Origin of the sequence: Massilia sp. DJPM01, assembly GCF_030348125.1 — a bacterium.
Taxonomy (GTDB): domain Bacteria; phylum Pseudomonadota; class Gammaproteobacteria; order Burkholderiales; family Burkholderiaceae_D; genus Telluria_A; species Telluria_A frigida.
This window is the reverse complement of sequence record NZ_JAQOZV010000039.1, coordinates 11,678-23,947: the sequence shown is the minus strand read 5'-3', so window position 1 is coordinate 23,947 and position 12,270 is coordinate 11,678. Positions and strand designations below refer to the sequence as shown.

The 12,270-nt window shown below is 66.6% G+C and carries 13 protein-coding genes and 2 pseudogenes; 10 read left to right on the top strand and 5 right to left on the bottom strand.

Annotated features, from left to right (window positions below; all coding sequences use genetic code 11):
• Nucleotides 1–8 precede the first annotated feature (8 nt).
• Nucleotides 9–224: a DUF3820 family protein gene (locus PO883_RS22425; protein WP_289311720.1), complete on the bottom strand. Its 216-nt coding sequence runs from the start codon at nt 222–224 to the stop codon at nt 9–11.
• 150 nt (nt 225–374) lie between these two features.
• On the opposite strand from PO883_RS22425, the gene PO883_RS22420 reads away from it, so the two are divergent.
• Nucleotides 375–1,268: an NAD(P)/FAD-dependent oxidoreductase gene (locus PO883_RS22420; protein WP_289311761.1), complete on the top strand. Its 894-nt coding sequence runs from the start codon at nt 375–377 to the stop codon at nt 1,266–1,268.
• A 158-nt stretch (nt 1,269–1,426) separates the two neighbouring features.
• Nucleotides 1,427–2,119 (top strand): annotated as a pseudogene (locus tag PO883_RS22415) (alpha/beta hydrolase domain-containing protein); the annotation flags it as partial.
• Nucleotides 2,120–2,140: 21 nt separating this feature from the next.
• On the opposite strand, the gene rsgA (PO883_RS22410) reads toward PO883_RS22415, so the two are convergent.
• From rsgA (PO883_RS22410) to PO883_RS22400, 3 genes and pseudogenes are all read right to left on the bottom strand, one after another.
• Nucleotides 2,141–2,506: a GTPase RsgA gene (gene rsgA, locus PO883_RS22410; protein ID WP_289311719.1), complete on the bottom strand. Its 366-nt coding sequence runs from the start codon at nt 2,504–2,506 to the stop codon at nt 2,141–2,143.
• Nucleotides 2,507–2,514: 8 nt separating this feature from the next.
• A pseudogene (locus PO883_RS22405) lies at nt 2,515–2,694 on the bottom strand (Tn3 family transposase); the annotation flags it as partial.
• A 27-nt stretch (nt 2,695–2,721) separates the two neighbouring features.
• Nucleotides 2,722–3,603: a LysR family transcriptional regulator gene (locus tag PO883_RS22400; protein WP_289311718.1), complete on the bottom strand. Its 882-nt coding sequence runs from the start codon at nt 3,601–3,603 to the stop codon at nt 2,722–2,724.
• A gap of 454 nt (nt 3,604–4,057) precedes the next feature.
• Between PO883_RS22400 and PO883_RS35175 the strand changes: the two genes are divergently transcribed.
• The 6 genes from PO883_RS35175 to PO883_RS22375 all read left to right on the top strand — a co-directional run bounded on the left by PO883_RS35175 (nt 4,058) and on the right by PO883_RS22375 (nt 8,663).
• Complete coding sequence (locus PO883_RS35175) at nt 4,058–4,258, top strand: hypothetical protein (protein WP_373890094.1); 201 nt, start codon at nt 4,058–4,060, stop codon at nt 4,256–4,258.
• On the top strand, nt 4,230–4,589 hold the full coding sequence (locus PO883_RS22395; RefSeq protein ID WP_289311717.1) for a hypothetical protein: 360 nt from the start codon (nt 4,230–4,232) through the stop codon (nt 4,587–4,589). The genes PO883_RS35175 and PO883_RS22395 overlap by 29 nt, the downstream gene beginning before the upstream one ends.
• A complete protein-coding gene (locus PO883_RS22390) occupies nt 4,586–5,164 on the top strand; it encodes an ester cyclase (protein ID WP_289311716.1) in 579 nt (192 codons plus the stop codon). Before PO883_RS22395 ends, PO883_RS22390 begins: the two co-directional genes overlap by 4 nt.
• A 61-nt stretch (nt 5,165–5,225) precedes the next feature.
• The gene (locus tag PO883_RS22385) at nt 5,226–6,074 is read left to right on the top strand and encodes a CDGSH iron-sulfur domain-containing protein (protein WP_289311715.1); all 849 of its coding nucleotides are present in this window, start codon (nt 5,226–5,228) and stop codon (nt 6,072–6,074) included.
• The gene (locus tag PO883_RS22380; RefSeq protein WP_289311714.1) at nt 6,029–6,637 is read left to right on the top strand and encodes an NAD(P)/FAD-dependent oxidoreductase; all 609 of its coding nucleotides are present in this window, start codon (nt 6,029–6,031) and stop codon (nt 6,635–6,637) included. The genes PO883_RS22385 and PO883_RS22380 overlap by 46 nt, the downstream gene beginning before the upstream one ends.
• Nucleotides 6,638–6,683: 46 nt before the next feature.
• Complete coding sequence (locus PO883_RS22375) at nt 6,684–8,663, top strand: alpha/beta hydrolase domain-containing protein (RefSeq protein ID WP_289311713.1); 1,980 nt, start codon at nt 6,684–6,686, stop codon at nt 8,661–8,663.
• Here the strand turns inward: PO883_RS22375 and rsgA (PO883_RS22370) are convergent.
• The gene (gene rsgA, locus PO883_RS22370) at nt 8,660–9,724 is read right to left on the bottom strand and encodes a ribosome small subunit-dependent GTPase A (RefSeq protein ID WP_167085003.1); all 1,065 of its coding nucleotides are present in this window, start codon (nt 9,722–9,724) and stop codon (nt 8,660–8,662) included. The genes PO883_RS22375 and rsgA (PO883_RS22370) overlap by 4 nt on opposite strands.
• A gap of 333 nt (nt 9,725–10,057) precedes the next feature.
• Here rsgA (PO883_RS22370) and PO883_RS22365 point away from each other — a divergent pair, with 333 nt between their 5' ends.
• Complete coding sequence (locus PO883_RS22365) at nt 10,058–10,639, top strand: cysteine dioxygenase (protein ID WP_289311712.1); 582 nt, start codon at nt 10,058–10,060, stop codon at nt 10,637–10,639.
• 70 nt (nt 10,640–10,709) lie between these two features.
• Entirely contained in the window at nt 10,710–12,212 is a 1,503-nt protein-coding gene (locus tag PO883_RS22360) for an NYN domain-containing protein (protein WP_289311711.1), read from the top strand.
• Nucleotides 12,213–12,270 lie beyond the last annotated feature (58 nt).

The window sequence follows — 12,270 nt, the reverse complement described above, 5'->3', positions numbered from 1 at the left end:
TGCACGGATCAGCGCCGCGCGCGCAGGGGATCGAGCAGGCTGCGCAGGTCGTTGTGATCGAGCTCGTACATCAGCGCCAGCAGCTCGCCGATTTCCCCGCGCGGAAAACCTTCGCGCGCGAACCAGCCAAGGTAGTGGCCGGGCAGGTCGGCGATGACGCGGCCTTTGTATTTACCGTAAGGCATCTCACGGGTCAGCAGCAGCTGGAGGTGTTCTGGTTTCATGATCCCGCTACTGTAGCAAAAACCGCGTCCCCGGGCCGCTTGCGCGTTCGCGACCATCCTCCGGTTGACATTGCCGGTTAACGTAACTATCATTGTTACATTAAATCCCGGCGAGTTGGCCGGGGTGCCAACCAAGCCAAAAGGCATATGATGGATACAGACTTTATCGTCGTCGGCGGCAGCTTCGCCGGCATGGCGGCCGCCATTCAACTGGCGCGCGCCAACCGTCCGGTGCGCGTGATCGACGCTGGCCAGCCGCGCAACCGCTTCGCCGCCGCCGCCCACGGCTTCCTGGGCCACGACGGACGCGCCCCGCGCGCCATCATCGACGATGCGCGCCGCCAGCTGCTGGCCTATCCCAGCGCCAGCGTCATCGATGCGACAGCCGACAGCGCGGCCCCTGTCGACGGCGGCTTCGAAGTCGTCCTGGCCGGCGGTGAGCGCATGCGCGGCAAGCGCCTGATCCTGGCCAGTGGCGTGGTCGACCAGTTCCCTTCGATTCCGGGCGTGCGCGAGCGCTGGGGCACCTCGGTGCTGCACTGTCCCTACTGCCACGGCTACGAATTCCTGGGCCGGCAGCTCGCGGTGATCGGCGTGATGCCGATGTCTTCCCACATGGCGCAGCTGATCGCCGAGTGGTCGCCGTTCGTCACCTACTGCGCCAACGGCATCGCGCTCGACCCGGAACAGGGGCAGGTCCTGCGCGCGCGCGGCATCCGCATCGAACACAGTCCGGTGGTGGCGCTCGGCGGCGTGGCGCCGGCGCTGGATGGGATTATCCTTGCGGATGGCACGCTGGTGCCGGCCGATGCCGCCTTCCTGGCCACGCAGGTGTCAACCAGCCCGCTCGCGCGGCAGCTCGGATGCGCGTTCGACGAAGGCCCGCTCGGTGCATATGTGCGCACCGACGAGTTCCAGGAAACCAGCGTGCGCGGCGTGTTCGCGGCCGGCGACGTGGCGCGCATGTGGCACAACGCCACCTGGGCCGCCGCCGATGGCGTGAGCGCCGGCACGGCGGCCCACCGCTCGCTGGTCTTTGCCTGACGCGGCCTGCCATGCTATCGTCTGGCTCATCTCAAGGAGCCAACAATTGACCTGCCTGCGCCGCCCCCGGCGGTCCGGGTTCGCCGGCCGCGCAGATCGAGCGCCTGGAAATCGTCAGCCGCAGCCCCGCCTTTGACGGCAAGGTCTTCGACGGCGCCATGCCGCTCATCGCCGGCAGCCGCAAGAGCTTCGTCAACCGCCGCTTCGGCCGCCCGGAACGCTACTCCACCCAGCACCTGAACCACTGGAGCTACGGCGACCAGTTCCCGTTCAGTTACGCCGTCACCACCGATCCGGTCAGTGGCGCCACCGACGGCATCTTGGCGCGCTGCCAGGCCAGCGACAGCTGTCCGAAGCTGATGCACGTCGATAGCAGCACCGAATTCTGGCAGGGGCGCGCCTCGCTGGTGGTGAGCGACGGCGCCGGCAAGGACATCGCGCTGCCGGCCGGCGTGCGCACCTATCTCATGGCGTCGACCCAGCACATGACGGCGAACCGGGCGACGGTCGGCAACTGCAAGTGGACCAATAATACGGCGCAGCAGGGTCCCGCCGTGCGCGTGCTGCTCGATCATCTGGTGGCGTGGGCGCGCAGCGGCAAGGAGCCGCCGGCCAGCCGCTATCCGCGCATCGGCGACGCCATGCTGGTGCCGCCGCAGCGCGACGCAGTGGGTTTTCCGGACCTGCGCGCGCTTGGCGTGAGCTATCCGGAAGGGTTGAATGAATTGACGGTGCTCGATTACGCCAGCCTGCCGTCCAGGCCGGCGCCGGACAAGCGTTATCCGGTGCTGGTGCCGATGGCCGATGTGGAGGTGCCCCTGGCCACCTACGCCGGCTGGAACCTGCGTCGTGGCGGCTTTGCGGAAGGCCAGCTATGTGGTCTGAATGGCTTGTCGGTGCCGTTTGCGGCGCTGCCGCACCCCGCCGGTTTCCTGGCTGCTCGACGAGAGCGCATTGGTCAGGGTCGACTTGCCCGCGCCGGAGGTGCCGAGCAGGATCAGTGTCTGCCCCGGCGCCAGCCATGGTGCGAGCACGCGCGCCAGCTCGTCGCCCAGGGCGTTGAGCGCAAACGCCTGCACGCGGCGCGGCAGGCGCTCGGTGAGCTGGCGCATGCGGCCCTCGACGTCGATGCCGATATCGGCCTTGGTCAGCACCACCACCGGCTCGACGCCGGACGATTCGGCCAGCGCCAGGTAGCGTTCGAGCCGGCGCAGCTTGAAGTCGTGGTCCAGGCCCATGACCAGCAGCGCAGCGTGCCGATGCTGCGCACCAGCCTGTCGAACTCGAAGATCGCACGCCGTGTCGGATTAGGTGCTGTATAAGTGCACAGCTTGCGGATCAGCGTACCTTGGGTCATTTCTTTTAGCGTCAAAGTGGCGACGATCTGATCGATATTCGGCTTCTCGCTGACAATGAGCTGCACATCGCGCCCGCGAGGCTATGCCGGACAGCTCTACTGCTGGGGCGTCAGCGGGTTCGCTTTCAGGTGCTCGATCATGTAGTCGCAGAAGACGCGCGCACGTCGCGGCAGTCTCATTGCTGGAGGGTGCACCGAGTACAGCTCGCCGACGTCCGTCATCAATTCCGGCAGCACCGCGACCAGGCGACCGGCCGTGACATCGGCCTGAGCCAGAAAGGTCGGAAGCATGACGATGCCCATGCCGGCTAGCCCCGCCTGATGCAGGAAACGCATGTCGTCTGCGACCAAGGCGGGCTTGCCGGCGGGACGAGGAAACCCCTCCAGATGCCCGTCCCTGAACGTTAGCCAAGGCAGGCGAGCGGCCTCCTCGGGGCTGCCGGGATAGCCAGAACGCAGCAACAGGGCGGGCGTGGCGTAGGCATGAAATCGCAATGCGCTGAGTCTGATCGCGATTAGGGTCGAGTCCGGCAGAGGCGCGAGTACAACCCGCAGTGCCACGTCGACGGCTTCCAACACCACATCGGCCTTGCGGTTCTCGATCCGGACATCGAGCCGAACGGCTGGGTAGCGGGCGGCGAATCCGGCCAGTGCGGCGGCCAAAAAGGTGGCCGCCATGTCCACCGGCACCGAGATGCGCAGCAGCCCCGACGGCGGCCCCGCCTTCTCGGAAATGCCCGCCACTGCGCCGCGCAGGGCTTGCATATGCGGCTCGATCTCGCGCAGGAAGGCGGCGCCAGCGCTGGTGAGCGCGATGTTGCGCGTGGTTCGACTGAACAGCTGGGTGCCCAGAGAACGCTCGAGCTGCGCAATGCCGCGGCTCACCGATGAGCGTTCCAGCCCGAGCGTCTCGCTGGCCGTGGAAAAATTTTTTTCCTTGGCGACTTCGAAGAAAAGGGTGAGTAGTTTCAGGTCCATTGGTGCAATCAGCGCAACACAGATGGAGCATAATATACCCAGTAGGGAGTGGGTGCAATATCTTATACTTACGCAATGTTATCAAGCACCCATACCCATATTTTGCCGCCGCCGATGCCCAGCCTGTCCGTGGCTCACGATTCGCCCCTGTTGCCGGAGGACGTGCTCTGGGTCGGCCAGTTGAAGAACTGGACTCAAGCCCTTCCCAGGCCGCAACCAATTCTGATGATCTCGGCACATTGGATGCGCCAGCCGTTGACCTTGGGTGCGACCGGTCCTGCCCCGCTGAGCGACGATTTTCTGGCTTCCCGCCGCGCTTATATGCGCAGACCTGTGCTGCGCCGAACGCACCGCGCCTTGCGCAAAGAGTTCGCGAACTCGTTACGGTGGTCTCGGGCTTGCCGGGGCGTGGCTCGGATCACGGTGCCTGTGTGCCCCTGTGCCCCTGGTCGCCATGTACCCGACGCGGACATTCCCGTGCTGCATCTCCCTGCCCGGACTGGAGCCGCAGGCGCTGTTTGACTTAGGGCGGGCGCTGGCTCCTTTGCGGCATGAGGGCGTGCTGATCATCGGCAGCGGTTTTCTCTGGCACAACCTCAGCGCTGCTGAGCGATTATCCGAGCAACTTGGCGCCACCGTGGGCGCACGAATTTGATGCCTGGGTCGCCGAGGCCTTGTTGCGCCGCGACCTTGATGCCCTGCTCGACTATCGTTGGCGCGCACCCGCGGTATCGCGAGCCCTGCCGACGCAGGAACATGTCGCGCCGCTATGCGTCGCCCTAGCCTGCCGCTGCGAATTTGACCGCCTTGTCGTTCCCGATCACCGGCTTCGCTGCGGGCGCGATGAGCAAGCGCTCGGTTCAGTTCGACTGATCTATATTTTGTTCCGCGCCGCTACCTTCCCGGTCGCGACGCGGCCTTTCTCGCCGATTTGCGGCATCCGACCCGATCCGGTTTTTTTACCTATGGAGCTCTTTCATTCATGAATCCACGCAACGCAATTCTTTTACTCGCCAAGACTACGGTCATGCTCGCCATCGCTGGCATGAGCGCGGCCACGCTGGCTGCCGACACAAACAAAAAGTCCGAACCGCCTGCGACCTTGCTGGCCCGCATCAAGGCCGTCGAGGCTCAACAGGAGAAAAACCTGGTGAACTTCGATGACCTCGACTTCAATGTCTACAGCAATCAAAAATGGGACGAGCTGACCAAGAGCCACACGCATGACATCATTGTTCATAACGCAGATGGCAAGGTCGTCAAGGGTCTGGCCGCCCATATCGACGATCTCAAACAAATGTTTGTGTTTGCGCCCGACACCAAGGTCGTGAGCCATCCCATCCGTATCGCCCAAGGCAACTACACGGCGGTTCAGGGTGTCGTTAAGGGCACGTTCAGCCAGCCCATGCCGATCGGCGATGGCAAGACCATTGCGCCGACCCATAAGAGCTTCACGCTCAGTATGGTTACCATAGGCCGCTGGGAAAACGGTGTCATGACGGAAGAGTGGCTCTACTGGGATAACCTCGACTTCATGAAACAAATCGGCGTCATGCCTTAAATTAACACAGCGAGGGAGGCGTCCGGCGCGCCCTCGTGATCAAGCACCAAGGAGAAGCGCCATGACGATAGAAGTCGTTGCCGGCCGACAGGCCACCATCCACTTCGATGCACACAAGTGCATCCACGCTCGGCACTGTGTGCTGGCTCACCCTGACGTGTTCGTGCCCAATGTGCAGGGGGAGTGGATACGCCCCGACGCCCAGCCGGTGGAGGTGCTGATGCAGCTCGGCAAGAGTTGCCCTTCCGGCGCGATAGGCGTCGTCCGCAACACACCCGCCCAGGGGCTCGCCCCGGACTCGGACACCTTCCCCCTCGTCAACACCGTACGGGTGCGAGAGAACGGGCCGCTGGCCTTCGAGGCCGAGTTGCGCATCGGCGGCGTGGCGCAGGCCGCGCCGCGCGCCACGCTATGCCGCTGCGGCCTCTCCGCCAACAAGCCGTTTTGCGACGGCAGTCATGGCGTGACCGGCTTCGTCGCCACCGGCGAACCAGCCACGGCCGACTTTCTGGCCCTGCCGGTACGCAGCGGCCCGCTCGACCTTGTCGCCCTGCCCAACGGTCCGCTGCAAATCTCAGGCCCTCTGGAAGCCGTCAGCGGCACGGGGCGCACCTTCAACAAGGTGAGCGAGACCTATCTGTGCCGTTGTGGCCAGTCCAAGAACAAACCCTATTGCGATGGCAGCCACAAGCCGGCTGGCTTTGAAGCGCTTATGGCCACGACGGTCGCGCCCCGCGCGCCATCATCGACGACGCGCGCCGCCAGTTGCTGGCCTACCCCAGCGCCACGGTCATCGATGCCACCGTCGACAGCGCGGCCCCTGTCGACGGCGGCTTTGAAGTCGTCCTGGCAGGCGGTGAGCGCATGCGCGGCAAGCGCGGCAAGCGCCTGCTCCTGGCGAGCGGCGTAATCGACCAGTTCCCGGCCATTCCCGGCGTGCGCGAGCGCTGGGGCACATCGATCCTTCACTGCCCGGACTGCCACGGCTACGAATTCCTGGGCCGGCAGCTCGCGGTGATCGGCGTGATGCCACTGTCGGCCCACATGGCGCGGATGATCGCCGAGCGGTCGCCCTTCGTCACCTACTGCGCCAACGGCATCGCGCTCGACCCGGAGCAGGAGCAGGTCCTGCGCGCACGCGCCATCCGCATCGAACACAGTCCGGTGGCGGCGCTCGGCGGCGCAGCGCCGGCGCTGGACGGCATCGTCCTTGCGGATGGCACGCTGGTGCCGGCCGATGCCGCCTTCCTGGCCACGCAGGTGTTCGCAAGCCCGCTCGCGCGGCAGCTCGGCTGCGCCTTCGACGAAGGAGCGCTCGGTCTTTATGTACGCACCAACGAGTTCCAGGAAACCAGCGTGCCCGGCGTGTTCGCGGCCGGCGACGTGGCGCGCATGTGGCACAACGCCACCTGGGCCGCCGCCGATGGCGTGAGCGCCGGCACGGCGGCCCACCGCCCGCTGGTCTTTGCCTGACACTGCCTGCCATGCTATCGTCTGGCTCATCTCAAGGAGCCAACAATTGACCTGCCTGCGCCGCCTGTCCTGCCTTTTCGCGTTGACCATGCTGGCCTCCTGCGCCGCGCCCGGCGGTCCGGGTTCGCCGGCCGCGCAGGTCGAACGCCTGGAAATCGTCAGCCGTGGCCCCGCCTTTGACGGCAAGGTCTTCGAGGACGCGGGCGCCTACGAGAAGATCGTCGCCATCGCGCATATGCGCATCGACCCGCGTCACCCGGCCAACCGCGCCATCGTGGACCTCGACAAGGCGCCCACCGCCGGCGGCTGGGTCAAGTACGATACCGACGTGATCCTCCTGCGCCCGCGCGACGCGGCCCGGGCCTCGCGCGTGCTCCTGCTCGATATCCCCAACCGTGGCGGCAAGCTGGCGCTCCAGATGGTCAACGAGGCCGGCGCAGGCGACACGGGCAACGGCTTCCTGATGCGGCGCGGGCATACGCTGGCGTGGATCGGCTGGCAGGGCGATATCGGCATCGCGGCCAACGGCGAGGTGGCCGGCACCGCCTTTCCCGTCGCGCGCGCGGACGGCCAGCCGCTCACCGGCCAGAGCGTCGAAGAGAAAATCTTCGACGACATCAAGCCCACCGGCAGCATCGACCTGGCGTATCCGGCGGCGTCCAGCGGGCAGGCCGGGGCGGTGCTGAGCGTGCGCGCCCATGCCACCGCCGCGCCTGTGACCCTGCCGGCCAGCGCGTGGAGTTACCACAGTCCCACGCGGATCGAGGTCGCCCGCCCGCGCGGGTTCGATGCCGGCGCGATCTACCAGTTCCAGTACGAGGCGGCCGATCCGGTGGTGATGGGGCTGGGCATGGCGGCGCTGCGCGACGTCGCCAGCCACCTCAAATCGGGCCTTGCCGACGGCGCCGGCCAGCCCAATCCGCTGGCCGACATCAAGCCGGACGTCACGCTGGCCATGGGCGTGTCGCAGTCGGGGCGCTTTCTGCGTGACCTGATCTGGCAGGGTTTCAATGCCGACCCGCGCGGCGGCAGGGTCTTCGACGGCGCCATGCCGCTCATCGCCGGCAGCCGCAAGAGCTTCGTCAACCGCCGCTTCGGCCGGCCGGAACGCTACTCCACCCAGCACCTGAACCACTGGAGCTACGGCGACCAGTTCCCGTTCAGTTACGCCGTCACCACCGATCCGGTCAGTGGCGCCACCGACGGCATCTTCGCGCGCTGCCAGGCCAGCGACAGCTGTCCGAAGCTGATGCACGTCGACAGCAGCACCGAATTCTGGCAGGGCCGCGCCTCGCTGGTGGTGAGCGACGGCGCCGGCAAGGACATCGCGCTGCCGCCCGGCGTGCGCACCTATCTCATGGCGTCGACCCAGCACATGACGGCGAGCCGGGCGACGGTCGGCAACTGCAAGTGGACCAATAATACGGCGCAGCAGGGTCCCGCCGTGCGCGTGCTGCTCGATCATCTGGTGGCGTGGGCGCGCAGCGGCAAGGAGCCGCCGGCCAGCCGCTATCCCCGCATCGGCGACGCCATGCTGGTGCCGCCGCAGCGCGACGCGGTCGGTTTTCCGGACCTGCGCGCGCTCGGCGTGACGTATCCGGAAGGGTTGAATGAATTGACGCTGGTCGATTACGCCAGCCTGCCGCCCAAGCCGGCGGCGGACAAGCGCTATCAGGTACTGGTGCCGATGGCCGATGTGGACGGCCACGATATCGCAGGCATCCGCCTGCCCGACGTGGAGGTGCCGCTGGCCACCTACGCAGGCTGGAACCTGCGCCGTGGCGGTTTTGCGGAAGGCCAGCTATGCGGCCTGAATGGATTGTCGGTGCCGTTGGCGGCGCTGCCGCGCGCGGGCGACCCGCGCCGCGCGCTCTCGCAGCGCTACCCCACGCGGCTGGAATACGCCAAGGCGGTGGCGCTTGCCGCGCGAGCCCTGCGCGACCAGGGCTTGCTGCTCGACGAAGACGTTACCCGTTTCATCGAGCGCGCCAAAGTCGAGCAGCGGGTCGGCCAGCAGACGCCTTAGTCGTGCTGCTGCCGGCCCTTGGCGTGATGGGCCTTGATGATCACCTTCCACTTGTTGCGGGCGGCGATGCGTTCCAGCGGCGTTTGCTGGCTGCGCCGGGCGTCGCGCAGCAGCTTGCGGTAGTTCAGCAAACGGTCCGGATCGACCGCGCCGCGCACCGCGCAGCCGGGTTCCTCTTCATGCGCGCAATCACGGAACTGGCAATGCTGCGCCAGTTCGCCGATGTCGTCGAAGCTGGCCGCCAGCGCTTCCTCGTCGGCATCCGGCTGCCACGAGCGCAGGCCGGGGGTGTCGATGATGCAGGCGCCGCTCGGGCACTGGTGCAGCGAACGCGCGGTGGTGGTGTGGCGTCCGCGGTTGTCGCCGCGCCGTACGCCGCCGGTTTCCTGGCTGCTCGACGAGAGCGCATTGGTCAGGGTCGACTTGCCCGCGCCGGAGGTGCCGAGCAGGATCAGCGTCTGCCCCGGCGCCAGCCAGGGTGCGAGCACGCGCGCCGGCTCGTCGCCCAGGGCGTTGAGCGCAAACGCCTGCACGCGGCGCGGCAGGCGCTCCGTGAGCTGGCGCATGCGTTCCTCGACGTCGATGCCGATATCGGCCTTGGTCAGCACCACCACCGGCTCGACGCCGGACGATTCGGCCAGCGCCAGGTAGCGTTCCAGCCGGCGCAGGTTGAAGTCGTGGTCCAGGCCCATGACCAGCAGCGCGGTGTCGACATTGCTGGCCAGTGACTGGCGGCGCCCGTCGCTGGTGCGGCGCGCCAGATGCGTGACCGGCGCCAGCCGTTCGGACAGCCATTGCTCGTCGTGGGCGTGGGTTTCGACCAGTACCCAGTCGCCCACGGCAAGGGCGTCGCCGCCGGCTTGCAGCGACTGGACCAGCCGGTTGAGCGAGCGCGCGCGCGACTCAAAGGCGCCGTCGTGGATGACGGCCCAGTCGCGGTGGATTTCAGTGACGCGCGCCAGGCGCGTGCCCTCGGCCAGTTCGTCGAGGGTGGCGAGTTGGCTGGCGACCGATTGCGTCAGTCCGATAGTGCGCAGTGATTCAAAATCGATGTGGATCATGGTGAGAAGGTGTTCCCGGATTCGTCAAGCCCGCGACGCGCGCGGGCACAAGCCGCGCGCAACAGCACGCAGGCAAAGGAAAACGGAGGTCGGCGCGCGATCAGGCGCGCATCAACACACGATGCTCAGTCCAGAGGAACAGCAGGCAGGCGGGTTGTGGCGGATCAGGCGGCCGACAGGAGGGCAATATCATTCGTATGCATGGTGTAGTCTCCTGTGGAAAGTCAATAGAAGCCCGGAGTGTGCCAGCGGCGGCCAGCCGCGTCAAGCGCAAGGACAGTGTTATATTCACCGCACCCGCCCCGCGCGAAGGGGCACCTTGGAGCTGAAGCGATGAACAACCCGGCCCGCCTGCGCGACTTCGTGCACGCCTTTACCCGCCTTGCCGATGCGGCGGCGCACGACGAAACCCGCATGCTGGAGCAGGGCAGGGCGCTGCTCGCCGATCTTGTCGTGCATGACGACTGGCTGCCCGCCGCCTTCGCCCAGCCCCATCCCGACCGCTATCAGCAATACCTGCTCCATTGCGACCCGCTCGGCCGCTTTTCGGTGGTGAGTTTCGTGTGGGGTCCGGGCCAGGCCACGCCGGTGCACGACCACACCGTCTGGGGCATGGTCGGCGTGCTGCGCGGCGCCGAACAGTGCGAGGAATTCGCGCCTCCCGCGGGCGCCGGCCCGCTGGCCGCACTCGGCGCCCATCACCTGGCGGCGGGCGCGATCGACATCGTCTCGCCCAGCGTGGGCGATATTCACCGCGTCTCGAATGCCAGCCCCGGCGCGGTCTCGGTCAGCATCCACGTGTACGGCGCCGACATCGGCCGCGTGGAGCGCCATGTGTACGACCCGGCCAGCGGCGCGGCCACCCGCTTCGTCTCCGGTTACAGCGCCCGCGCCACACCCGAAAGCTGGCAGTAATTGCCCATATCGGGTTGTTGCGTATAATCCAAGATCAGCTTGGCAAAACCATTATTAGAGAACAGATCATATGGCTTCATCCTCAGACAATATCAGCATGGCGGTGTTTTGCGACTTCGAGAACGTCGCACTCGGCGTGCGCGACGCGAACTACGAAAAATTCGACATCAAGCCGGTCCTCGAACGGCTTCTGCTCAAGGGCAGCATCGTGGTCAAGAAGGCGTACTGCGACTGGGAGCGCTACAAGGGCTTCAAGGCCACCATGCATGAAGCGAACTTCGAACTGATCGAGATTCCCCATGTGCGCCAGTCCGGCAAGAACTCGGCCGACATCCGCCTGGTGGTCGATGCGCTCGACCTGTGCTACACCAAATCGCACGTCAACACCTTCGTCATCATCAGCGGCGATTCCGATTTTTCGCCGCTCGTGTCCAAGCTGCGCGAGAACGCCAAGCAGGTGATCGGCGTGGGCGTCAAGCAGTCCACCTCGGACCTGCTGGTGGCGAACTGCGACGAATTCATTTTCTACGATGACCTGGTGCGCGAAGTGAAGCGCGCGGCCGCCAAGCGCGACGAGCGCAAGGTGCAGCCGCAGCCGAAGCGTTCGCCCGACGAAGGCAACCGCCGCAAGGAAGAACTTGAAGCGCGCAAGGCGCAGGCGATCGACCTGGTGGTCGAAATGTTCGATGCGCTGGTGTCCGAGCGCGGCGACAGCGGCAAGATCTGGGCGTCGCTGTTGAAAGACACGCTCAAGCGCCGCCGTCCCGACTTCAACGAAACCTATTACGGCTTCCGCACCTTCGGCAACCTGCTGGAAGAAGCGCAGAACCGCGGCATGCTCGAATTCGGCCGTGACGAAAAGTCCGGCGCCTACGTTTACCGCAGCAGCAATGCCGCCAACAACAACCATGCGCACGCGGTGGAGCAGCAAGCGCCGGCCATGCAGGACGCCCCGCTGGAAGCCGAGGTAGCCGAAGAAGCGGCGGCCAAGCCGGAATCGTCGCGTCGCGGCCGTGGCCGTGGTGGACGCAACCGCAACGACACGGTCGACGCGGCCGCGCCGGAGGTGCTGGAGGCGGAGGAAGCGGCAGTCGACGCGGAGGACGCCGAGCCGGTAGCGAGCGTGCCAGCCTGGTACGACCCGCAGCCGGAAACGGCGGATGCGGCGCCGGTGGTTCCCGAGTCGTCGCGCCGTCGTGGACGCGGAGGACGCAACCGCAACGAACCGGTGGCCGAGGCCGTCGTAGCGGAAGCGGCGCAGCCGGTTACGGCCGCTCCGGCCTGGTACGACCCGGTCCCGCAGGTCGAGGAAGAAGAACCGCCGGCCGAAGCGGAACTGAGCTTGGCGCCGCCAGTGCAGGAAAAACGCCGCCCCGCGCGTAAACCTGCGGCGAAAAAGGCTGCCAAGCAGGCCGACGTGGCGCCTGAACCGGCACCGCAGCCGGAACCGGAACCGGAACCGGTGGCGCTTGAGCTGCCAGCCGGCGAGGAAGCCGCCGCCAAGCCCGCCCGCAAGGCAATTCCGCGCAGCCGCCGTCCGGCCAAGCCGAAGGCGCCGGCAAAGAGCAAGTAATCCGCACCAGCGCGGGGGCGCCATGCCCCCCGCTTACCCAAGGGGGATGGGCGCCGTC